This window comes from Hyphomonadaceae bacterium BL14 (assembly GCA_027627705.1).
In the GTDB taxonomy this organism is placed as follows: domain Bacteria; phylum Pseudomonadota; class Alphaproteobacteria; order Caulobacterales; family Maricaulaceae; genus Oceanicaulis.
Window position 1 is genome coordinate 2,724,857 of sequence record CP091242.1, and the last position, 20,309, is coordinate 2,745,165.

Annotated in this window: 21 protein-coding genes; 10 read left to right on the forward strand and 11 right to left on the reverse strand. The window is 66.7% G+C overall.

The features are described from left to right. The first annotated feature begins 33 nt into the window (after positions 1-33). Genes L2D00_13235 through L2D00_13245 form a run of 3 tightly spaced genes read left to right on the forward strand, consistent with a single transcriptional unit; the run spans position 34 to position 2,887 of the window. On the forward strand, positions 34-1,161 hold the full coding sequence (locus L2D00_13235; protein ID WBQ12801.1) for a phenylalanine 4-monooxygenase: 1,128 nt from the start codon (positions 34-36) through the stop codon (positions 1,159-1,161). A gap of 8 nt (positions 1,162-1,169) precedes the next feature. Beyond that, a complete protein-coding gene (thiE, locus tag L2D00_13240; GenBank protein ID WBQ12802.1) occupies positions 1,170-1,781 on the forward strand; it encodes a thiamine phosphate synthase in 612 nt (203 codons plus the stop codon). Then, entirely contained in the window at positions 1,751-2,887 is a 1,137-nt protein-coding gene (locus L2D00_13245) for a sel1 repeat family protein (GenBank protein WBQ12803.1), read from the forward strand. Before thiE ends, L2D00_13245 begins: the two co-directional genes overlap by 31 nt. Positions 2,888-2,900: 13 nt before the next feature. On the opposite strand, the gene cmk is transcribed toward L2D00_13245, so the two are convergent. Beyond that, on the reverse strand, positions 2,901-3,527 hold the full coding sequence (gene cmk / locus L2D00_13250) for a (d)CMP kinase (GenBank protein WBQ12804.1): 627 nt from the start codon (positions 3,525-3,527) through the stop codon (positions 2,901-2,903). 27 nt (positions 3,528-3,554) lie between these two features. Then, positions 3,555-4,328 carry a YebC/PmpR family DNA-binding transcriptional regulator gene (locus L2D00_13255; GenBank protein WBQ12805.1) on the reverse strand — a complete coding sequence of 258 codons (774 nt, stop codon included), beginning with the start codon at positions 4,326-4,328 and terminating at the stop codon, positions 3,555-3,557. A 168-nt stretch (positions 4,329-4,496) separates the two neighbouring features. Between L2D00_13255 and kdsB the strand changes: the two genes are divergently transcribed. Genes kdsB through L2D00_13270 form a run of 3 tightly spaced genes read left to right on the forward strand, consistent with a single transcriptional unit; the run spans position 4,497 to position 7,119 of the window. After that, positions 4,497-5,273, forward strand: coding sequence for a 3-deoxy-manno-octulosonate cytidylyltransferase (kdsB, locus tag L2D00_13260; GenBank protein ID WBQ12806.1), 777 nt, complete (start codon positions 4,497-4,499; stop codon positions 5,271-5,273). Continuing rightward, complete coding sequence (locus L2D00_13265) at positions 5,273-5,911, forward strand: histidine phosphatase family protein (GenBank protein WBQ12807.1); 639 nt, start codon at positions 5,273-5,275, stop codon at positions 5,909-5,911. Before kdsB ends, L2D00_13265 begins: the two co-directional genes overlap by 1 nt. Further along, positions 5,908-7,119: a hypothetical protein gene (locus L2D00_13270; protein ID WBQ12808.1), complete on the forward strand. Its 1,212-nt coding sequence runs from the start codon at positions 5,908-5,910 to the stop codon at positions 7,117-7,119. The genes L2D00_13265 and L2D00_13270 overlap by 4 nt, the downstream gene beginning before the upstream one ends. A 63-nt stretch (positions 7,120-7,182) precedes the next feature. Here L2D00_13270 and serA read toward each other — a convergent pair whose 3' ends face one another. The 3 genes from serA to L2D00_13285 all read right to left on the reverse strand — a co-directional run bounded on the left by serA (position 7,183) and on the right by L2D00_13285 (position 9,618). Continuing rightward, positions 7,183-8,406, reverse strand: a complete 1,224-nt coding sequence (gene serA / locus L2D00_13275) for a phosphoglycerate dehydrogenase (GenBank protein WBQ12809.1) — start codon at positions 8,404-8,406, stop codon at positions 7,183-7,185. Positions 8,407-8,509: 103 nt separating this feature from the next. Next, positions 8,510-8,731, reverse strand: coding sequence for a hypothetical protein (locus tag L2D00_13280; GenBank protein WBQ12810.1), 222 nt, complete (start codon positions 8,729-8,731; stop codon positions 8,510-8,512). Further along, a complete protein-coding gene (locus tag L2D00_13285) occupies positions 8,728-9,618 on the reverse strand; it encodes an MBL fold metallo-hydrolase (GenBank protein ID WBQ12811.1) in 891 nt (296 codons plus the stop codon). The genes L2D00_13280 and L2D00_13285 overlap by 4 nt, the downstream gene beginning before the upstream one ends. A 114-nt stretch (positions 9,619-9,732) precedes the next feature. On the opposite strand from L2D00_13285, the gene L2D00_13290 reads away from it, so the two are divergent. From L2D00_13290 to L2D00_13305, 4 genes are all read left to right on the forward strand, one after another. Beyond that, the gene (locus L2D00_13290; GenBank protein WBQ12812.1) at positions 9,733-10,323 is read left to right on the forward strand and encodes a hypothetical protein; all 591 of its coding nucleotides are present in this window, start codon (positions 9,733-9,735) and stop codon (positions 10,321-10,323) included. Positions 10,324-10,419: 96 nt separating this feature from the next. Beyond that, the gene (gene fabA, locus L2D00_13295; protein ID WBQ12813.1) at positions 10,420-10,953 is read left to right on the forward strand and encodes a 3-hydroxyacyl-[acyl-carrier-protein] dehydratase FabA; all 534 of its coding nucleotides are present in this window, start codon (positions 10,420-10,422) and stop codon (positions 10,951-10,953) included. Further along, positions 10,950-12,164 carry a beta-ketoacyl-ACP synthase I gene (gene fabB / locus L2D00_13300; protein ID WBQ12814.1) on the forward strand — a complete coding sequence of 405 codons (1,215 nt, stop codon included), beginning with the start codon at positions 10,950-10,952 and terminating at the stop codon, positions 12,162-12,164. The genes fabA and fabB overlap by 4 nt, the downstream gene beginning before the upstream one ends. Before the next feature lie 65 nt (positions 12,165-12,229). Continuing rightward, a complete protein-coding gene (locus L2D00_13305) occupies positions 12,230-13,183 on the forward strand; it encodes a DUF4349 domain-containing protein (protein ID WBQ12815.1) in 954 nt (317 codons plus the stop codon). Between the two features lie 144 nt (positions 13,184-13,327). On the opposite strand, the gene pheT is transcribed toward L2D00_13305, so the two are convergent. From pheT to L2D00_13335, 6 genes are all read right to left on the reverse strand, one after another. After that, positions 13,328-15,715: a phenylalanine--tRNA ligase subunit beta gene (gene pheT, locus L2D00_13310; GenBank protein WBQ12816.1), complete on the reverse strand. Its 2,388-nt coding sequence runs from the start codon at positions 15,713-15,715 to the stop codon at positions 13,328-13,330. 21 nt (positions 15,716-15,736) lie between these two features. Then, positions 15,737-16,819 carry a phenylalanine--tRNA ligase subunit alpha gene (gene pheS, locus L2D00_13315; protein ID WBQ12817.1) on the reverse strand — a complete coding sequence of 361 codons (1,083 nt, stop codon included), beginning with the start codon at positions 16,817-16,819 and terminating at the stop codon, positions 15,737-15,739. A gap of 155 nt (positions 16,820-16,974) precedes the next feature. Beyond that, positions 16,975-17,331 carry a 50S ribosomal protein L20 gene (gene rplT / locus L2D00_13320; GenBank protein WBQ12818.1) on the reverse strand — a complete coding sequence of 119 codons (357 nt, stop codon included), beginning with the start codon at positions 17,329-17,331 and terminating at the stop codon, positions 16,975-16,977. Positions 17,332-17,376: 45 nt separating this feature from the next. Next, entirely contained in the window at positions 17,377-17,580 is a 204-nt protein-coding gene (gene rpmI / locus L2D00_13325) for a 50S ribosomal protein L35 (protein ID WBQ12819.1), read from the reverse strand. Between the two features lie 236 nt (positions 17,581-17,816). Continuing rightward, the gene (locus L2D00_13330; protein WBQ12820.1) at positions 17,817-19,586 is read right to left on the reverse strand and encodes a hypothetical protein; all 1,770 of its coding nucleotides are present in this window, start codon (positions 19,584-19,586) and stop codon (positions 17,817-17,819) included. Positions 19,587-19,673: 87 nt separating this feature from the next. Continuing rightward, a complete protein-coding gene (locus tag L2D00_13335) occupies positions 19,674-20,138 on the reverse strand; it encodes a peptidase S1 (GenBank protein WBQ12821.1) in 465 nt (154 codons plus the stop codon). Between the last annotated feature and the right edge of the window lie 171 nt (positions 20,139-20,309).

Sequence of the window (20,309 nt, forward strand, 5' to 3'; positions counted from 1 at the left end):
AAGGAGGCGGATACGCAGGACAAGGTTCAAGCCATGGCCGACGACATCGCGCACCACGCGCGCGCCCAGTCCATTCCGGGCATGGGGGACGCATATTTCGATCCGCTGCTGCAGGATGCCGGCGAAGGGCTTGAGGGCCCCGGCGGTGCCATGCACCGCTATGCCAGGCGCCCTGATGGCTACACGCTGGGGGCTGACGACTTCGATACGGACAGCTGGCTGCTGGCCCGCCAGCCGCGCTATACCGACGCCGAACATCACCGCTGGCGGCTCCTGTTCGAGAACCAGCGCAAAATGCTGCCCGGCCGGGCCTGCAGCGACTTCATGAAGGGCTTCAATGCTCTTGAAGGGGCCATGAAGGACGGCATCCCCGAATTTGCGGCGCTGAACAAGGTGCTGGAGCCGGCCACGGGCTGGACCGTGGTGGCGGTGCCCGAACTGATCCCAGACAACGTCTTCTTCTGGCATCTGGAGAACCGGCGCTTTCCCGCCGGCACCTTCATCCGCGGCGGCAAGCCCAAGACATCCAGAGTGCGCAAAGCCAATGAGGGGCGCGCGCCCGAGCACATCGCCTATGAACGGGTGGAGGATGACCTCTTCTATCTGCAGGAGCCGGACATTTTCCACGACGTGTTCGGCCATGTACCCATGCTCATGGATCCGTTCTTCGCCGACTATATCGCCGCCTATGGCAAGGGCGGGCGGCGCGCCATCGAGCATAACCGGCTGAAGAATTTCGGTGCCATCTACTGGTACACGGTCGAGTTCGGCCTGATCCAGGAAGCTGACGGCCTGCGCATCTATGGCGCGGGCATTTTGTCCTCGCCGGACGAGACATTGTTCTCGCTCTACTCCGACAGCCCGCACCGCATTGCGCTCAATGTCGACCGGGTGATGCGCACCGACTATGTGATCAGCGATTTCCAGGACACGTATTTCGTCATCGACTCGCTTGAAGCCCTGCACAAGGCCACAGCCGGGCGCGATTTCGGGCCGATCTACCAGCGCCTGCCCGCCGGCTTCACCTACGCCACCACCGCGCTTCTGGACACCGATACCGTCGTCCATGCGGGCACGCAGGAATACAAGTTCAATGGCGGCAAGGGCAAACCGCGCGCCATGGAACACATGACCGCCCTGCGCGATGCGCACGGGCGCTGATCTGATCGATGGCCGAGCTTTACCTCCTCACCCCGCCGCGCATTGACGCCGGTTTTGAAATGCTGCTGACGCGCACCCTGGATGCCGGGCGTGTTGCGGCGCTGCAGATCCGGCTGAAAGATCATGCGCCGGGCGATATCCGGACCCTGGCCCCGGGCCTGATCGCGGCGGCGCGGGCGCGCGGCGTCACGGTGATCCTCAATGATGATCCTGCTCTGGCCGCCGAGCTGGGCTGTGACGGGGTACATGTGGGGCAGGAGGATGCCAGCTACGCACTGGCGCGCGCAGCCATGGGCCCGAAAGGGCTGGTGGGCGTGACCTGTCATGACAGCCGTCATCTGGCCATGGTCGCGGGCGAGCGCGGGGCCGACTATGTCGCCTTCGGCTCGGTCTACCCGACCGCCACGAAAACGCCCAAGACATCCGCACCTTTGGAGCTGATCAGCTGGTGGCGCGAGCTGTTCGAACTGCCCTGCGTCGCCATTGGCGGCATCACGCCAGACAACGCCGCCCCGGTTATCGATGCCGGTGCCGATTACATCGCAGTGTGCGCCGGAGTGTGGTCGCACCCGAAAGGACCTGAACACGCATGCGCGGCTGTCTCAAGATTGCTGGACTGATCCTGGCCACAGGCCTTGCTTGTGCGGGTGCTTCTTCTGCGCGGGGCGACGCGGCTCCGGCCTTGCCGCCGGGCCTGTCGGATCTGATCGAGCGCGACCGCAGCGCCGATCCGGTGGAGGGGCGCTCGCTCACCAATGACGCCATGGCCAGTGCCTCGGGCGCCTATATGATCGGCGATTACGATATGGCGCTCTTGCATGCCCAGCGGGCGGCGGCGGGCGGTGAACCGCGCGGGGCGACGCTGGCGGGTCATATTCTTCTGCACGGGCTCAGCGGCGAGCCGGACGAGGCGGGCGCGGTGCGCTGGCTGCGACGGGCGGCGGACCTGAACGAGCCGGATGCGCTGATCATCCTCGCGCGTCTGGCCGAAGCCGGCCGCGCAGGCCTGGCTCCCTGGCAGGCGCGCGAGTATTTCTCCCGCGCGGCTGAAGCCGGTGATGGCCGCGCCGCCCATGAATACGGCCTCTATCTGATGGAGCGCACCGATCCAGGCGCGGCCTCAACTGCGCTGGACTGGCTGCGCCTGGCTGCCGAAAGCGGGCACACCCAGTCCTATGCCGATTATGCCTACGCGCTGGGTGAATGGCCGCACGGGCCACGCGACCTCACGCAGGCGCGCCAATGGTATGAGCGAGCGGGCGAGGCGGGCCTGGCGTTCGGTTCCTTGATGGCCGGGACCATGCATCTGGCGGACGAAGGCGCGGATGCTGATCCCGAACGCGGGGCGCAGCTGGTGCGCGTAGCGGCCGAAAGCGGCCTGATCCCCGCCATGGGACAGTATGCGCTTTTGCTGTTCCAGGGTGCGCCGGGCCTGGCTGCCGACCCGGTCAATGCCGCCCACTGGGCGCACCAGGGCGCGCAGCGGGGCGATCCTGAAAGTCAGTTCCTCTACGCCTATGCGCTGGCTGTCGGCGACGGGACCGCGCGCGATCTGGAAGGCGCGTATGTCTGGGCGGTGCGCGCAGGGCTGACCCGCGACGGCGAGATGGCCGATGACCCTGACCGCGCGCAGCTGGAGGCGGCGCTGGCGCGGGCATTGGACCCAGAAACCATTGGACGCCTGCGGGTGCGCGCCGCCCTGCAGCCGGAGACCCGTCCGCGCTGAGGCGTCAGGGTGTTCACCCCGCCCGCCGCGCCTCCACAATCACGATTGCCGCGCGGATGGCTTCGTCCTGGGTGAGCTCGCTGGTGTCCAGTTCGACCGCGTCATCGGCTTTCATCATCGGGGCATCAGCGCGGCTGGCGTCGCGCGCGTCGCGCTGGCGCAACTGATCAAGCACCTGATCAAAGCCGATCTGCTCGCCGCGATTGATGAGCTCGGCATGGCGCCGGCCGGCGCGCACATCGGCGCTGGCGGTGACGAAGAGTTTCACATGGGCATGCGGCGCGATCACCGTGCCGATATCGCGCCCGTCCAGCACCGCGCCGCCGGGCTTGTCTGCGAACGTGCGTTGAAGGTCCAGAAGCGCCGCGCGCACGCCAGGATGGGCTGACACAATGCTGGCGCTGACCCCCGCCCCGGCGGTGCGGATGCGGGTCTCGTCAATGGCGTTGAAGTCCAGCGCGCGCGCCGCGGCTTCGGCGGCGGCGGCGTCCTCAGGCTGGGCGCCCGCATCGGCGACGGCCACCGCCACCGCGCGGTAGAGCGTGCCGGTGTCCAGATGAGGCAAACCGAAATGGGCCGCCAAGGCGCGGGCAATGGTGCCTTTGCCCGAGGCCAGCGGCCCGTCGACAGCGATGATCATGGCGTGAAGCCCCTCCAAAGGGACCGGTCAGGAGGCGAGCTTGTCCATCTCCGCATCGGAAATATCGAAATTGGCAAACACTTCGCTCACATCGTCGAGGTCTTCCAGCGCTTCCATGAGCTTCATCAGGGTGTCAGCCTTTTCGCCATCGACTTCGATGAGGTTTTGCGGCTTCCAGATGATATTGGCCGATTTGGCTTCGCCGAAGCTTGCCTGCAGCGCGGCCGAGACTTCGGCCAGATCCTCGCGGGCGCACAGAATAACGTGCTCGCGCCCCGGCTCGCCGTCATCATCGGTGACGTCTTCCTGGGTCACGTCCTCGGCGCCGGCCTCGATCGCGGCCTCCAGCATGGCGTCCTCGCCGGCCACCGAAGCCGGGAAGCGGATCTCGCCCAGCTGGTCGAACATGAAGGACACCGAGCCGGTTTCACCCAGATTGCCGCCATTGCGCGAAAACGCCGAGCGCACTTCCGAGGCCGCGCGGTTGCGGTTGTCGGTGGCGGCCTCGACGATGAGGCCGATCCCGCCAGGGCCGAAGCCCTCATAGCGGATTTCGAAATACTCCTCGACGTCGCCGCCCTGGCCCTTTTTGATTGCCCGCTCGATATTATCCTTAGGCATGGACTGGCCCTTGGCGTTGGCCACAGCCAGACGCAGGCGCGGGTTCATGTCCGGATCGGCCCCGCCCATTTTCGAGGCGATGGTGATTTCCTTGGACAGCTTGGTGAACAGCTTGGCGCGGGCCTTGTCCTGGCGGCCTTTGCGGTGCTGGATATTGGCCCATTTGGAGTGGCCGGCCATGAGAATGCCTCCGCAACAGAATGTCTGGCGCGCCGGGGCCGGGCCCGGACGCAAGACGCGCCTTCTAACCTATCCCCGGGCGTCCGGCAAAGGGGGCGGCGCCCTTGGCGGGGCAGCATGGTTCGTGGCAAGGACTGAAGCGCCTGTTTTGTGCACGAGGCCCCACCCATGTCCGTCATCGCCGTCATCCCCGCCCGCTACGGCTCGACCCGGTTTCCCGGCAAGCCGCTCCACGCGATTGCTGGCGTTCCCATGGTGGAGCGGGTGCGGCGGCTGGCTGACGCGGCTGGATCCGTGGACCGGGTGCTGGTTGCGACCGATGATGAGCGTATCGCCGACTCAGTCCACGGGTTCGGCGGCGAAGCGGTGATGACGCCCGAAGCCTGCCGCAATGGCACCGAGCGCGCCTATGAGGCGGTGAAGGCCTTCGCCAGGCCCGACGATGTGATTGTGAACCTTCAGGGTGATGCGCCACTGACCCCGCCCTGGGTGATCGAGGCGGCCGCTGCTGCCATGGCGGCGGAGCCCGGCCTTCAACTCGCCACGCCCGCCGTGGCGCTCAGCGATGGGGCGTATGACAAGCTCGCCGAGGCCAAGGCGCGCGGCGAGGTTGGCGGCACCAGTGTGGTGTTCGATCACGCCATGAATGCATTGTATTTCTCCAAGGCCATCATCCCCTTCCGGCGCCACCGCGACGCGGCGCGGATCTACAAGCATATCGGATTGTATGCCTATCGGTTCGCCGCACTGGAAAAACTGGTGGCGCTGGAGCCCGGCCCGCTGGAGCTGGCCGAGAGCCTGGAGCAGCTGCGCGCGCTGGAGAACGGGATTCCGATCCGCGTGGTGCTTACCGATTATCGTGGACGCACGCCCTGGTCCGTGGACTCGCCGCGCGACGCCGAGATCGCGGCGCAGATCATCGCGGCTGAAGGCGAGATCGTGTGATGCGGCTCATTCTTGCCCGGCATGGCAATACGTTTGACGCGGGCGAGACGCCGGTCTGGGTCGGCGCACGCGAAGACCTGCCGCTGACCGCCAGGGGCAAGGACCAGTCGCGCGCCGTCGGAGCGGCGCTGAGATCATCAGCGATTCTCCCGGCGCGGATTATCGCAGGCCCGCTCAAGCGTACCCGGGAGGGGGCGGCGCTGGCCGCGAAGGCGTGCGGGTTCTCTGGCGAGGTGGAGATCGACACCCGTCTCAGGGAAATCGACTACGGAACCTGGGGCGGGCGCAGCGATGCGGACATTGCCGCCGAGTGGGGCGCCGATGCCATCGACGCCTGGCGCGAGCGCAGCATCGTCCCCGATGGCGCAGGCTGGTCGCCAGACCCGGAGACACTTCAGTCCCATGCGCGCCACGTGCTGGACGCCATCGGTCACGATCCGCGCGGCGATGTTCTCGTGATCAGCTCCAATGGCGTGTTGCGCTATTTCCACCGCATGATCGCGGGCGCGCTTGCGCCGCCGGAGGACGCCAAGGTGAAGACCGGCCATATGGGCGTGGCGCGGCTGACCGCCGGGGTCTGGCAGCTTGAGTTCTGGAATCTCGCGCCGCAAGACGCGCGCGAGGCGCTACTGTCATGACCCTTGCCGCGCGCTACCGGTTGGGCGTGTTTTGGGTCTTCGCCGCACTCAGCATTTTCCTGATCGGGGCTGGCGGGCTTGGTCTGTCGTCTTCGGTCGGGTTTGTTGGCCTGTTGACCCTGCCACTGCTCGTGCTTCCTGCCTGGCAGGCGGCGCGCGCCGCGCCGCTGGCGGCGGGTCTGGCCACAGCGGCCATCGCCTGGTTCTGCATGACCTCTGCGTGGTCGGTTTATCCGCGCGCGGATGAGCTCTACAAGCTCGCTCTGCTGACGCCGCTCTATATCGCTGCGGTCTACGCCTGCATGCGCATGGGGGCCAGGGAAGTCAGGCTTGCAGCGCCGGTGCTGCTCACAGGGGCTTTGGCGCTGGGCGCGTTTTTTGCGATTGAAGCGCTCGCCGGCCTGCCCATCGCGGTAGCGTTCCAAGGCTGGCTTCACGGACTGACAGACCCGGAAGGTGCGCTGGGGATCGCCACGCGGCGCCTGTCGCGCGGCACTACAGCCTTCATCATGCTTGCCGGACCTGCCGGGCTCTGGTTCTGGCTGAAGGGCGGGTACGCCTGGCGTTCCGCAGCGCTGTTCCTGCTGGCCACCAGCGCCATCGCGGCGGCCAGCTTCGAGGTCGCGGCGAACATCATCGCGTTTGCCGGCGGGCTTGTGGCCCTCGCGTTCGCCCTGCGCTGGCCGCGCATGACCCTGCAGGTGATCCTGGCCGGCACCGCGCTGACGGTGCTCGTCGCGCCGCCGATCATGGGGGCTCTGGTGGCTTTCTTCCCCGACAGCCTGGCCGAGCGCCTGCCGCTTTCCTGGCATTGGCGGCTGGAGATCTGGGGCTTCGCCGTGGAGAGAATCGCAGAGCGGCCCTTGCTCGGTCACGGGCTAGGCGCGGGGCGTACGCTCTCCGAGACGGTCATGCTGCGGGGCATTGAGATCGATCGCATGCCCATTCACGCCCACAACGCCGGCCTTCACATCTGGATGGAGACCGGGGCGGTCGGCGCGCTCCTGTCGGCCTGGACACTGCTGGCGCTGGCGCGCAGTGCCGGGCGTGCGGTTCTGGGCGCACCCCTGAGCGCAGGCCTCGCCTGCGCCGGATCAGTCTGGCTGGTCAGCGTCATGCTCGGATATGGCGTCTGGCAGGAATGGCACCACGGTGCCCTGGCCTTCGCGGCGGGCTCCGCTTTTATCCTGTTGCGCGGCCGCAGCTGACCGCAAGCGCAATCCTGCCCGGCACGCGAAACAGACTGTTGGCCGTGAAGATGGAATTTTCTCTCAGCGCGCCCTGATCGCCCGGGCGCGGATGGTGCCGTCAATGGCGCGGATCCGGTCGAGGAAATCGCCGGGCAGATCACCTTCGAGATCGGCGACCGCATAGCCAAGCTCACCGTCAGTCTGCAGAAACTGCGCGGCGACGTTGGCACCGGCGTCCTCGGCCATGTTGTTGAGCTTGCGCAAGTATCCAGGCCGGTTCAGGTGCGGTGCCAGGATGCGCACGCGCCCTGGCTGCAGGGCACCGGGATCGACCTCGGGGAAGTTCACCGCCTGGGACGTGGCACCTTCAAACAGGAAACGGGCGAGCTTGGTCGCCGCATCCATGCCGATGGCGGCCTGGGCTTCCAGCGTCGAGCCGCCGATATGCGGGGTCAGGATGACATTGGGGCAGCCGATCAGCGGGCTCTCGAACCGCTCGTCCTTGCTCTTGGGCTCCACCGGGAACACGTCCACCGCCGCGCCGGCGAGATGGCCCGAACGCAGTGCCTGGGCAAGGGCATCGATATCCACCAGATCGCCGCGCGCCTGGTTGATCAGAAAGGCACCGGGCTTCATCGCGCGGATGCGTTCGGCGTTCATCAGATTGCGGGTGCGCGCTGTGGACGGCACATGGACCGTGACCACGTCGCATTCGGCGATCAGCGCGTCCAGGCTCTCCACGGGCCGGGCATTGCCATGGGCGAGCTTGGGCTCGATGTCGTAGAAATACACGTGCATGCCCAGCGCCGAGGCGATCACCGAGAGCTGGGCGCCGATATTGCCGTAGCCGATAATGCCCAGCTTCTTCTTGCGCACCTCGTTGCAGCCATCGGCGCTTTTCAGCCACTCGCCGCGCTCGATGGCGACCATCTTCTCCGGAACGCGGCGCATCAGCATGATGACGCTGGCCATGGTCAGTTCCGCTACTGAGCGCGTGTTGGCGAAGGGGGCGTTGAACACCGGAATACCGCGCGCCGCGGCGGCGGTCAGATCCACCTGGTTGGTGCCGATGCAGAAGCACCCCACCGCCAACAGCTCCGGCGCAGCGTCCAGCAATGCCGGATCGACCTGGGTGCGCGAGCGGATGCCCAGCACCTGGGCGCGGGCAATCTCGCTGCGCAGCACCTCGGGCGAAGGCGAGCCGGCCAGCCGGCGGATTGCGACCGGTCCGTACTGGGTCAGCGCGCTGTCGGCGTCGGGATGGACGTTTTCGACCAGAAGGGCGTCAAAGGCGGGCTGGGTCATCGGGCGGGTCCGCGTCGGGGGTCAGGGCCGTGTTGCGCTGCACACAATGGCGCCCGCCCACACAATTGCAAGCCGCTCTGAAGTGGCCCCGGCACACCGCAGACTAGCGCTTGCCTGCGCCCCCGCGGCGCTTTTTGCGCGTGGCGCGGCGCGGGGCGAAGACCACCACGAACCAGAAGGCGGCGGCGAAGATGATCCCGGCGATAAAGCCCTGCAGCCAGCCGCCGAGCACCAGCCACATGATCAGCCCGGTGATCACCGCCAGCGACACGATCATGCTGATGACATTGGCCGGCGGCAACCAGCCGGGGCGCGGCCTGCTCATCGCGTGGCATCCCTGTACAGCGTGGCGGTCATGCGCTCTGTGGTGATGAAGCGCCAGTTCCAGTCTTCGTGGAAGGGTGCCAGCGGCGCGGCCGCAATCACCTCTTGCAGGGTCAGGCCCCGGGCGGCCAGTTCGGCGACTGCGTCACGCGCCGCCGTCAGCATGTCGATGCTGGCGACCAGGTCCTCACGGGTGGACAGCGGGCCATGACCGGGAATGATCACGGTGTCAGCCCCTGCCGCGTCCGCGATCGCCTGCATGCCGGCGATCATGCCCTCCACATCACCGCCATTGTCCAGATCAATGAAGGGAAACAGGCCTGAGAACAGGAGGTCGCCGGCATGGATGATGTCGGCTTCGACAAAATGCACCCACAGATCGCCGTCGGTATGGGCGTCCGGGGCATAATGTATGCGCGCCGTGAGTCCGTTCAGGACGATCTCGCTCTGGCCTGGAATGCCGATCACGGGCAGGAAGCCGCCCGACAGGGGCTCGGGCGTGTTGCCGGTCACGGCATTGGGCGCGGGCGACTGAAGCCGTGCGCGTACGCTGGTGTGGGCCATGATCAGCGCACCGCGTTCGGCAAAATAGGCATTACCCAGCACATGATCGCCGTGCAGATGCGTGTTGAGCACCAGGCGCACCTCGCCGCCATCCGAGACCGCTTTTTGGGCCGCGTCTAGCGCCGGGGCGATGGGGGCCATCTGGGTGTCGATCATCCAGACCCCGTCCGCGCCGACACTGACCGCCACATTGCCCGCCACGCCGGTGGACAGCATGTAAATGCCGTTCCCCAGATCAGTGGTGTCCACAGCCGGGCCGTCCTGGGCGGCGGCGACCGGCGCCAGGCAAAGGGCGGCGGCCGCAAACAGGGTGCGCTGGATCATGATTTGAGCTCCTTGGCAGGTCTGGATCGCTGCGACCATGAAGGGGAAGCTCGGCCGCGTCCAGTATCTCAGCGCCTTAACCCGGCCTTCACCGTGGCGGCGCAGTTTCACACCATGCTTCGTACCGCGCTCGCCATGCTCATCGCCGCCAGTTTTGCTGCGCCTGCGCTGGCGCAGGACTGCGATACATTTTCCGGCCTGGCGACGCCGCGCTTCGTCACGCTGAAAGGCGATGACGCCATCGGACGCACCGGTCCCTCGCTCCAGCATCCCGCACAATGGCGCTACCGGCGCGCCGGACTGCCGGTGCTGATCGTGGCCGAGACCCCGCTCTGGCGCCGGGTGGAGGACCCGGACGGGGCGCAGGTGTGGATGCATCACGCCTTGCTGACCGGACGCCGGTCGGTGATTGCGCGCCTCGGGACCGATTTGCGCGCCAGGGCCGATGCGGACGCCAATCTGATCGCGCGCATCGAGCCGGGGGCCATCCTGTCGCTGGAGCGGTGCCGGGCCGGCTGGTGCCGGATGAGCGCTGACGGGCGGCGCGGCTGGGCGCAGGCGGGTGCGTTCTGGGGCGTGTATGCCGATGAGGCCGGTGCCAGTGGCGCGCTTGAGGGCGCGCAGGACCCGTGCTACCGCTCGCTTCCGGAGCCAGCGGCGCTGGCCGCCCGCGACGCGACAGCGCCCGACGGGCCGGCCCGCTGATCATATCAGTCCCGCGCCGCGCATGGGCCTTGCCCTGCCCGCCGCCAGAGCAGACCGTTGCCGGGAACGTCATGTCCCGGCCGGCCCCGAGGACCCATGACCGCTCAAAGCAACAGCTATGATTATGACGCCCTGATCGCCTGCGGGCGGGGCGAGCTTTTCGGGCCGGGCAATGCCCAGCTGCCCCTGCCGCCCATGTTGATGTTCGACCGTATCACCCGCATAGCCGCCGAGGGCGGTGCCTATAACAAGGGCGAGGTCATCGCCGAGCTCGATGTGAAGCCGGACCTGTGGTTCTTCGACTGCCATTTCCAGGGCGACCCGGTGATGCCGGGCTGTCTGGGGCTGGACGCCATGTGGCAGCTGGTCGGCTTCTTCCTGGGCTGGACCGGCGCACCGGGCAAGGGCCGGGCGCTGGGCGTGGGCGAGGTGAAATTCACCGGCCAGGTGCCGCCGACAGTCAAAGCCGTGCGTTACATCATCGACCTCAAGCGCGTCATCAACCGCAAGCTTGTGCTCGGCATTGCTGACGGACGCGTGGAGGCGGACGGCCAGCTGATCTATGTGGCGAAGGATTTGCGGGTCGGCCTGTTCCGCCCCGAAGACCTCAATAGCGGAGGCGCTCAATGAGACGTGTCGTCGTCACCGGCATCGGTATCGTATCCTCCATAGGCGACAATGCCGACGAGGTCGCCGCCTCGCTGAAAGCGGGACGCTGCGGCGTCGGCGCGGCACCCGAATATGCCGAGCTGAACTTCAAGTGCCAGGTGCATGCGCGCCCGAAAGCCAATCCGGCTGACCATGTGGACAAGCGCGCCTGGCGCTTCATGGGTGATGGGGCGGGCTGGGCCTACATGGCCATGGAACAGGCCATCGCCGATGCCGGCCTGAGCCCCGAAGAGGTCTCCCACGAACGCACCGGCCTGATTGTCGGCACCGGCGGGCCCAGCGTGGAGGCCATCGTGGCCGCCGCCGATATCACCCGCGACAAGGGTCCGCGCCGCATCGGGCCGTTCGCCGTGCCCAAGGCGATGTGCTCCACCGGCTCGGCCACGCTGGCCACACCGTTCAAGATCAAGGGTCTGAACTACTCCATCAGTTCGGCCTGCACGACCTCGCTGCACTGCATCGGCGCGGCAGCCGAGCAGATCCAGTTCGGTAAGCAGGATGTGATGTTCGCCGGCGGCGGCGAAGAGCTGCACTGGGCGCTGTCCAACTTGTTCGACGCCATGGGTGCCATGAGCTCGAACTATAACGATACACCCCAGAAAGCCTCGCGCGCGTTCGACAAGGACCGCGACGGCTTCGTGATCGCGGGCGGTGCCGGCATCGTGGTGCTGGAAGACTATGAGCGGGCGAAGGCGCGCGGTGCCACCATCTGGGCTGAAGTGCTCGGCTATGGCGCCACGTCGGACGGCCATGACATGGTCCAGCCCTCGGGCGAGGGCGCGGCGCGCTGCATGCGCATGGCGCTGGCTCAGGCCGGGGGGCGCCAGATCGACTATATCAACCCTCACGCCACCTCCACCCCGGTGGGCGACATCAAGGAGGCCGAAGCCCTGCGCGCGGTGTTCGGCCAGACCATCCCGGCCCTGTCAGGCACCAAGTCCATGTCCGGCCACTCGCTCGGCGCGGCGGGCGTGCAGGAGGCGATCTACTGCCTCCTGATGATGAAGCATGGCTTCATCGCGCCCTCCATCAACGTGGACACCGTGGACCCGGAGCTGGCCGACCTGCCCATCGTGACCAAAACCCAACAGGCCGAGCTCAACACCATCCTGTCCAACTCCTTCGGTTTTGGCGGCACCAACGGCACGCTGATCATGGGACGGCCTGACTAATTCACTCCCTTTTCTGGCCGCAATGTCCGGTGCACCATCGCGCATCTCGGGACAGGGAGAGGGACATGATCAGATGCAGATTGGGCGGATTGGCCGGGGTACTGGCGTGCGCGATGCTGGCGGGGTGTGGCGCCGATGGCGGGCCGGAGCCGGGGCAGGCGGGCTATCCGCAGAGCGACACGGTGTCGGTGGCCGGCTCGCGCATGGCCGCTGCACCGCCGCCGCCGGCTATGACCGAGCAGGCGATGGACCCCGGCGCCGGCGCATCACAGGCGCCGGCTGAAGCCGGCGAGCCCGTATCCTATCTGGCGTATCGCTATGATTACTCTGTGCGCCTGCCCGGCGAGGGCCTGGCGGCGCTGCACGGCGCCCATGTGGCGGCGTGCGAGGCGGCGGGGCTGAACCAGTGCCAGGTCATCCACGCCTCCACCCAGAATGCCGGGACGGAGAACGCCCGCGCCCATCTGCGCTTGCGCGCGGCACCGGCCTGGATTGCGCGTTTCCGCGAGGGCCTGGCCGCCGAGCTTGAGGGTGCCGGCGGGACAGTGATTTCGGAGCAGACCGGCGTTGAGGACCTCACCACCCAGATCGTGGACGGCGAGGCGCGCCTGCGCGCCCGCATCGCCCTGCGTGACCGGCTGCAGGCCATGCTGGAGCAGCGCGAGGCGCGCCTTGAGGAGCTGATCCAGGTGGAGCGCGAGCTGGCGCGCGTCCAGGCCGATATCGAATCGCGCGAGAGCGTGATCGCGGCCCTGCGCCTGCGCGTGTCCATGTCAGAGCTGAGCGTGAATTACCAGCCCCAGCTGACCCCGGCCTCGGCGTCGAATTTCGAGCCGGTGAGCGAGGCCATCGAGTCCATGAGCCGCGTTTTCGCCGAATCGCTCGCCACGATGATCGGATTCCTGGCCGGACTCCTGCCCTGGCTGGTGCTGATCATTCCTGGCGCCTGGCTGATCCGGCGGTGGGTGCGCAAGGGGCTGGAGCGCCGCCGTGCGCGCAAGGCGGCGCCGGCTGGCTAGAGCGCAATCCGAAAAGTGGGAACCGATTTTCGGATAAATTGCGCGCGAAAGCAGAGGGCTAGAGCGTGCGGCCTGACGCAGTCAGGTCGGATCACGCTCTAGAGCCCGGCCGGCCCGAGAAGACCGCGTGCGGCCTGCGAGAGCCTAGCTCCGCAGCCGTGCTCCCGCCTTCTCTGCCGCCGCAATGATCGTTTTCGATGCCGCGTCGATCTCGGCGTCGGTCAGCGTCTTGTCGGTGGGTTGCAGCGTCACTTCCATGGCCAGGCTCACATGACCCTCGGGCACGCCCTGACCGGCATAGCGGTCGAACAGGGCGGCGTCGGTAATGAGCGCCTTGTCCGCGCCGCGCACCGCGCGCAACAGATCGCCTGCGGCCAGACTGTCCGGCACCAGGAAGGCGAAATCGCGCCGCACGGGCATCAGGTCTGAAAGGGCTAGCGCCGGGCGGGCTTTGAGCGCCTTCTTGCGCGCCGCCGGGATCGCATCCAGCACAATCTCGAACGCGACAACGCGGCCCTCAATGTCGAGGGCTTTGAGAACGCGCGGGTGAATCTCGCCGAACTCGGCGATCATGTTGCGGCCCAGACGCAGGACGCCCGACCGGCCGGGATGCCACCAGTCGCGCGCATCCGCCGTGATCTGCAGATTGTCCACCGGTGCCTCGGCGGCGGCCAGCGCGGCCAGCGCGTCAGCCTTGATGTCGAACACGTCCGGCGCATCGCCGCCGCGCCAGTCGCGCGCCGCGATGACCCGTCGGGCCGCTGCGACGACCGTGCGCTGGCCGTCGGGCTGGTCATTGAGATAGATCGGCCCGGCCTCGAAGAAGCGCGCATCCGCGAGGCCCCGGCGCGCATTGGCTTCCAACGCCGTGATCAGGTGGATGAGCGCGCTGGGGCGCATCACGTCCAGTTCCGAACTGATCGGATTGGCCAGCGTCAGCCCCGTCCCGGCGCCGCCGAACAGCGAAGCCTGATCATGATGACAGAAGGACCAGGTCACCGCTTCCTGATAGCCGCGCTGGGCCACAGCCCGGCGGGCCGCGCGTACGCGGTTCTGCAGGGGCGTGGCAGGCGCTTCCAGCCGGCCATCGGGGCGGGAAAGGCGCGTCGCGGGCAGTTTGTCATAGCCTTCGATGCGGGCGATTTCCTCGATCAGGTCGGCCGCCTCGCGGCAATCGCGCCGCCAGCTGGGGGGCGTGACGGTCCACACCGGACCGCGTGTAACCTTGAAGCCCAGCGCGGTGAGGATGGCCTCAATGCGCGGCGCGGGCAGGTCGAGACCCAGCAGCTTCTTGACCCGGGCAACATCCAGCTCGATGGCTGGCAGGCGCGCGGGTGCCTGGCCCGCCACGCGCACTTCGCTGGGCTCGCCGCCGCCGTGTTTCAGGATCAGCGCCGTGGCGAGCTCCAGCCCGTCCATCACGCTTTCAGGGTCCACCCCGCGCTCGAACCGGTATTTGGCGTCGCTGTCGATGCCGGTCTCGCGCCCTGTCACGCGGGTGATGGCCGGATCAAACCAGGCGCTCTCGATGAACACGTCTGTGGTCGCATCCGTGCAGCCCGAATGCTCGCCGCCCATGATGCCGCCCAGGCCCAGGCAGCGCGCATCATCGGCGATGACGCAGTGATGGGCCGCCGGATCATACTCGCGCCCGTCCAACGCCTCGAACCGGTCGGCCTCCCCGGCACCGCGCCGGGCGCGGATCACCTTGCCGATCTTGGAAAGATCATAGACATGCAGCGGCCGCGCGCGGTCGTAGGACACGAAATTGGTCACATCGACCAGAAGATTGATCGGGCGCAGGCCCACGGCTTTCAGCCAGCGCTGCAGCCAGTCGGGCGAGGGGTCGTTCCTGACGCCTTTGATCACCCGTCCGGCGAACACCGGACAGGCTTCGGGCCAGTCGGTCTCTATGGTTACGGGGCAGGGGAAGAGGCCCGCGACGATTTCCACCGGCGCGTCCTTGAAATTCCCGGCGCCCGCGGCGGCGAGATCGCGCGCAATGCCGTGCACGCCCAGCCAGTCGGGGCGGTTGGGCGTCACTTCAAAATCAATCACCGGATCGTTGAGGCCCAGAGCGTCAGCCGCGGGCGTACCCACCGGCCAGTCGCCGGTGAGGTCCGCGATACCGTCATGGTCCTCGCCCGCTTCCAGCTCCTTGGTGGAGCACAGCATGCCATGGCTCTCCACGCCGCGAATCTTGCGCGGCTTGGCGTCAAGCGCGAAGTCGAGGCCCGGAATATGGCTGCCCAGCGGGGCGTAGATGGCGGTCATGCCCGCGCGTGCGTTCGGCGCGCCGCACACGATCTGCTTCTCGCCATCCTTCGTCTCAACCCGGCAGACCCTGAGCTTGTCAGCATCGGGATGGGGTTCAGCCGCGATCACGCGCGCGGTGGTGAAGGGGGCAAGACGCGCCGCCGGGTCTTCGACATGCTCGATCTCCAGACCCGCCATGGTCATGGCGTCGGCCAGGGCCGGCGTGTCCAGATCGGTGTCCAGGTGGGTTTTGAGCCAGGAAAGGGAGAATTTCATCGGTCTTGTGTCCTGGAACGCTTAGCTGAGGCCGGTGGCCAGATTGGCCTGCAGAAGCGGGCTGAAGCCGTAATGGGCCAGCCAGCGCGAATCCGGTTCGAAGAAGGGGCGCAGATCCGGCATGCCGTATTTCAGCATGGCCAGGCGATCCACCCCCATGCCGAAGGCGAAGCCCTGATACTCCTCCGGATCAAGGCCGCAGGCGCGGATGACATTGGGATGCACCATGCCGCAGCCCAGAATCTCCATCCACTTGTCCCCGGACCCGACCTTCACCGCATCGCCCACGCGCTCATAGCGCACGTCCATCTCCGCGCTGGGCTCGGTGAAGGGGAAGTGGTGCGGACGCAGGCGCGCCTCCACCTGGTCGGTCTCGAAGAAGGCGGCCAGGAAATCGAGAAGGCAGCCCTTCAGATGACCCATATGGGTGTCGCGGTCGATCACCAGTCCTTCCACCTGATGGAACATCGGCGTGTGGGTCTGGTCCCAGTCACAGCGATACACCCGGCCGGGCGCAATGATGCGGATCGGGGGCTTGTCCTTCATCAGCGTGCGAATCTGTACCGGCGAGGTATGGGTGCGCAGCAGTTTGGCCACGCCGCTCTCGTCAGCGGACATGAAAAACGTGTCGTGCATGTCACGCGCCGGGTGGCCGGCGGGGAAGTTGAGGGCGGTGAAGTTATGGAAATCGTCCTCCACATCCGGCCCTTCAGCCACGGCGAAGCCCATATCGGCAAAGATCGCGGCCAGCTCCTCCATCACCTGGGCGACGGGATGCAAACTGCCCTGCGGTTCGCGGCGCGCAGGCAGGGTGATGTCGACGCGCTCTGACGCCAGCGCCGCATTAAGCGCTGCGTCTTCAAGCACTTGCTTGCGCGCATCAATGGCCTCGCCCAGCCGGTCGCGCAGACCGTTGAGGGCCGGGCCCATCACCTGCCGCTCGTCCGGGCTCATACCGCCCAGTTCGCGCATTTTCAGCGACACTTCGCCCTTCTTCCCCAAGGCGGCGACACGGATGTCGTCCAGCGCCTTGAGGTCCTTGGCGGCGGCAATGTCGGCGGTGAAGCGCGCTTCCAGCGCCTCAAGGTCTGCTGTCTGGCTCATGGTCCCGGCGGTGTCCGTTTCAGGTCTGGCGCGGTGTCTAGCGTGTTTTCTTGGAGAGGGGCGCCCGGTTTGTGCGATTGGCGGCCGTCAAACGCAAACGCCCGCCTGGCGTGGCCAGGCGGGCGCTGTACGAAACGGTGTGAGAGCGTGAACTCTTACGCCAGCGCCTGCTTGGCCTGCTCGGCCAGCGACGTAAACGCTTCAGGCTCGTGGATGGCGATGTCGGACAGCACTTTGCGGTCCAGCTCGATGCCGGCCTTGTTCAGGCCGTTGATGAAGCTGGCATAGGTCAGACCGTTGAGACGGGCCGCCGCATTGATGCGCTGGATCCAGAGCGCGCGGAACACGCGCTTCTTGGCGCGGCGGTCGCGATAGGCGTACTGGCCGGCCTTTTCGACAGCCTGACGGGCGATGCGGATGGTGTTCTTGCGGCGGCCGTAAAAGCCTTTCGCCTGCTCAAGAACTTTTTTTCTCCGGGCGAGACGCGCCGGACCGGTGGAAACGCGGGACATGGGATGATCTCCTGAACGTCGCTAAATCTGGTGAGTCCCGGCCGCCTAGCGGCTGTACGGGAAGTAGGAACGCTTGACGATCTTCGCGTCCGGTGCCGAGAGGGCGACGGTGCCGCGTTTCTGGCGGATCTGTTTCGGGGTCCGCTTGATCATGCCGTGGCGCTTGCCAGACTGAGCGGCCAGGATCTTGCCTGTGGCCGTGACCTTGAAGCGCTTTTTGGCGCCGCTTTTGGTCTTCATCTTCGACATTTTGCTCTCCTTGAGGTGCGGTCTGGCGCGAAGCGCTGAACGCGGTCTGCGGCCGCCCGGCATGTCGATTGGGCCGGGTAGGCCTGTTTTTACGAAGCGGCGGTTATACGCGCGCGCGCCCAAAACGCAAGGGCTGGCGCGCATGGGCGATCAGCATACTGGCATGGATGAAAATGAAAGGCGCGCCCGGCATGTCCCGGACGCGCCTTCTGTCAGCATTTTGCGATCTGGACGGCCTAGTTCGCCCAGCCCGGGGTGATCTCGGAGATCCTCACGCGCGCCGGCGTGCCGGCATTGTCCGACCGGTATGTGCCCACATAGATGTCGTAGCGTCCCGACAGGGCTTCATCGAAAGCCAGACCCGGGTTCAGATTGCCCGCGCCGTCATCGTTACACGCCCAGCTGCCGTCGGGCAGGTTGATCGCGATCGTGGTGTCCACCTCGCTCTCGGCCCAGACATAGAGCGGGCCGCCTTGACCGTCCCAGAACAGATTGGCGGTCGGTTCGCGGGTGATATGGCCTGCACACCACAGATCATCGCCGGAGAACCCGGCATCGCTCGCGGCGATGGAGCCGCCCGCCTCGACATTGAGGTCATGCGGGTCCGGCAGGAAGCCGGCGGCCAGAGTCACAGCGCCGAACAGCGGATCGGCGTTGATATCGACCTGGCTGGACATGGGGTCGGCACCGCCGCCAATTTCGGAGATGAACAGCGTGGCCGGGGTGGTTTCGCTGCCGAATGTGCCGGCATAGATGTCATAGACGCCTGCTTCCGCGTCGCTGAAGCGTACGACGGGATCGAGCCCGAGCGTGTCGTCATTGCAGTACCAGGCACCATCGGGCGAATTGACCGCCAGCGTGGTGTCAGCCTCCGACGTCAGCGAGATGAAAAGTGGGCCCATCGGGTCATCGAGACGCAGCCGGTAGCTCGGCTCGCGGGTGGCATTGCCCACGCACCAGCCATCGGCGATCACGCCGCCGGTGGTGCCCATGTCCAGATCCGCCGGGCCGCCGGCCGTCAGTTGCACCGAGACGGGGTCAGGCAGGAACCCGCCGCGCAGCCGCTGCTCGCCATGGCGCGGGCGCGCGGCGACATCCAGGCGGCTGTCCACCCCGTCAAAGCCCAGTTCGGAGATGACCAGTGAGGCGGACTCAGCGGGCAGGGCACCATTGAGCAGGCCGGTCCAGATCAGATAGCGTCCGCTTTCCGGTTCGCCGAACGCCACACCGGGATCAAGGCCGATACGGTCGTCATTGCAATGCATCGTCCCGTCAGGAGCGCGCACAGCCAGCGTGCCGTCATTGTCAGAGCGCATGAACACATACAGCGGCAGATCGCCCGCCTGATAGTCGAGCGCCAGGGCTGCTGCCTGGCCGGACTGCCCCACGCACGACCAGTCGAGCGCGCCCAGATCGCCGTCACCGCCGGCCATCACGTCGACACGCCGCGGATCATTGCGGAAGCCTGCGCGCAGGCTCAGCGTCTGCAGCGGGGCCACGTCGGCAGACGGTGCCGTGCTGTACGGATTGCTGGTGATGAAGGCGTCAGTGGCCACGTGGACCACCGCGTCGGGATAGCCGACGCCCGGAGAAAAACTGCCCACCCACACATCATAGCGGCCCGACGCCGCGTTATCGAGCGCGACACCGGGATTGAACAGGCCGGCACTATCGTCATCGCAGGTGATGCTTCCGTCAGGCGCGCGCACGATCATGGTCGTGTCGGTGTCGCTGGCGGCTGCGAAGCGGACATTGCCGCGGCTGCGCACAATCACGGATATGGAAGGCTGCTCTGAGATATAGCCCCAGCAATCGGGCGACAGGCGCTCGGCGGAGATGGCTCCCGCGGCGCGGATTCGCAGGCTGACCGGCTCGGAGCCGGGCGCATAATCCAGTTCGCCATAGACGGGCGCGCCCGTAAAGGATTGCGCCAGCGAAGGGGCAGACAGGCCCAGCGCGCACAGGGGCACCAGGCAGAGTGACTGAATGAGTTTGCGAGTACGCATGAGCGCTTCCTTGGCAGCGGCGTCGAAAAGACGAAGGATCAAACCAAAATCGGCCCCGCCCGGGAGGGCGGGGCCGGGGCTTTGGTTTTACTGGCTGCTGATTTCCGAGATGTAGAGCCCGGCAGATTGCAGCGAGCCGGACGAGAACGTCCCGACCCAGATGTCATACTGGCCCGATTGCGGGTTGTTGAAGCGGATGGAGGCGTTAAAGCCCTGGCCGCTATCGTCGTCACAGTACCAGGAGCCGTCCGGACCATTGATCACCAGCGTGGTGTCGGCCGAAGACCTGGTGGAGATGATCAGCGGCAGGCTGCCAGCCGAAAACTGAAGGCGCACATCCGGCGCATCAGCGATGAAACCGGCGCAGCTGGACGAGACGTTGCGTGCCGAAATGCTGCCGCCTGCCTGCAGGTTGACGACGCGCGGATCAGGCGTGAAGCCGCCCGACAGCGAGATAGTGCCGTAGGCCGGGTTCAGCGAAAAGTTCTGCGCTGAAGCCACACCAGCCAGAGCGGTTACGGCGAACGCCGCAGTCACGAGAGTGCGAATCATTGAAGTGGTTCCCATAAGCCCCGCCATTCCCCCCCCACCAGCCGGGGCGAAAGCCGGCGGCGGCGATTCACTGCTGGTCTCCTGGAGAGCAGCAGGCCGTGCGAGCATCATGAACACAGGCTGTACCGGAGATGAACGCCGGGACGCTGTGCTTATGGGGCCTCCATCCTT

What these genes read in the sequence shown, in the direction of transcription:
- L2D00_13235 (WBQ12801.1), top strand. Translation starts at nt 34, where the DNA reads ATGGCCGACGACATCGCGCACCACGCGCGCGCCCAGTCCATTCCGGGC.
- thiE (WBQ12802.1), top strand. Translation starts at nt 1,170, where the DNA reads ATGGCCGAGCTTTACCTCCTCACCCCGCCGCGCATTGACGCCGGTTTT.
- L2D00_13245 (WBQ12803.1), top strand. Translation starts at nt 1,751, where the DNA reads ATGCGCGGCTGTCTCAAGATTGCTGGACTGATCCTGGCCACAGGCCTT.
- cmk (WBQ12804.1), bottom strand. Translation starts at nt 3,527, where the DNA reads ATGATCATCGCTGTCGACGGGCCGCTGGCCTCGGGCAAAGGCACCATT.
- L2D00_13255 (WBQ12805.1), bottom strand. Translation starts at nt 4,328, where the DNA reads ATGGCCGGCCACTCCAAATGGGCCAATATCCAGCACCGCAAAGGCCGC.
- kdsB (WBQ12806.1), top strand. Translation starts at nt 4,497, where the DNA reads ATGTCCGTCATCGCCGTCATCCCCGCCCGCTACGGCTCGACCCGGTTT.
- L2D00_13265 (WBQ12807.1), top strand. Translation starts at nt 5,273, where the DNA reads ATGCGGCTCATTCTTGCCCGGCATGGCAATACGTTTGACGCGGGCGAG.
- L2D00_13270 (WBQ12808.1), top strand. Translation starts at nt 5,908, where the DNA reads ATGACCCTTGCCGCGCGCTACCGGTTGGGCGTGTTTTGGGTCTTCGCC.
- serA (WBQ12809.1), bottom strand. Translation starts at nt 8,406, where the DNA reads ATGACCCAGCCCGCCTTTGACGCCCTTCTGGTCGAAAACGTCCATCCC.
- L2D00_13280 (WBQ12810.1), bottom strand. Translation starts at nt 8,731, where the DNA reads ATGAGCAGGCCGCGCCCCGGCTGGTTGCCGCCGGCCAATGTCATCAGC.
- L2D00_13285 (WBQ12811.1), bottom strand. Translation starts at nt 9,618, where the DNA reads ATGATCCAGCGCACCCTGTTTGCGGCCGCCGCCCTTTGCCTGGCGCCG.
- L2D00_13290 (WBQ12812.1), top strand. Translation starts at nt 9,733, where the DNA reads ATGCTTCGTACCGCGCTCGCCATGCTCATCGCCGCCAGTTTTGCTGCG.
- fabA (WBQ12813.1), top strand. Translation starts at nt 10,420, where the DNA reads ATGACCGCTCAAAGCAACAGCTATGATTATGACGCCCTGATCGCCTGC.
- fabB (WBQ12814.1), top strand. Translation starts at nt 10,950, where the DNA reads ATGAGACGTGTCGTCGTCACCGGCATCGGTATCGTATCCTCCATAGGC.
- L2D00_13305 (WBQ12815.1), top strand. Translation starts at nt 12,230, where the DNA reads ATGATCAGATGCAGATTGGGCGGATTGGCCGGGGTACTGGCGTGCGCG.
- pheT (WBQ12816.1), bottom strand. Translation starts at nt 15,715, where the DNA reads ATGAAATTCTCCCTTTCCTGGCTCAAAACCCACCTGGACACCGATCTG.
- pheS (WBQ12817.1), bottom strand. Translation starts at nt 16,819, where the DNA reads ATGAGCCAGACAGCAGACCTTGAGGCGCTGGAAGCGCGCTTCACCGCC.
- rplT (WBQ12818.1), bottom strand. Translation starts at nt 17,331, where the DNA reads ATGTCCCGCGTTTCCACCGGTCCGGCGCGTCTCGCCCGGAGAAAAAAA.
- rpmI (WBQ12819.1), bottom strand. Translation starts at nt 17,580, where the DNA reads ATGTCGAAGATGAAGACCAAAAGCGGCGCCAAAAAGCGCTTCAAGGTC.
- L2D00_13330 (WBQ12820.1), bottom strand. Translation starts at nt 19,586, where the DNA reads ATGCGTACTCGCAAACTCATTCAGTCACTCTGCCTGGTGCCCCTGTGC.
- L2D00_13335 (WBQ12821.1), bottom strand. Translation starts at nt 20,138, where the DNA reads ATGATTCGCACTCTCGTGACTGCGGCGTTCGCCGTAACCGCTCTGGCT.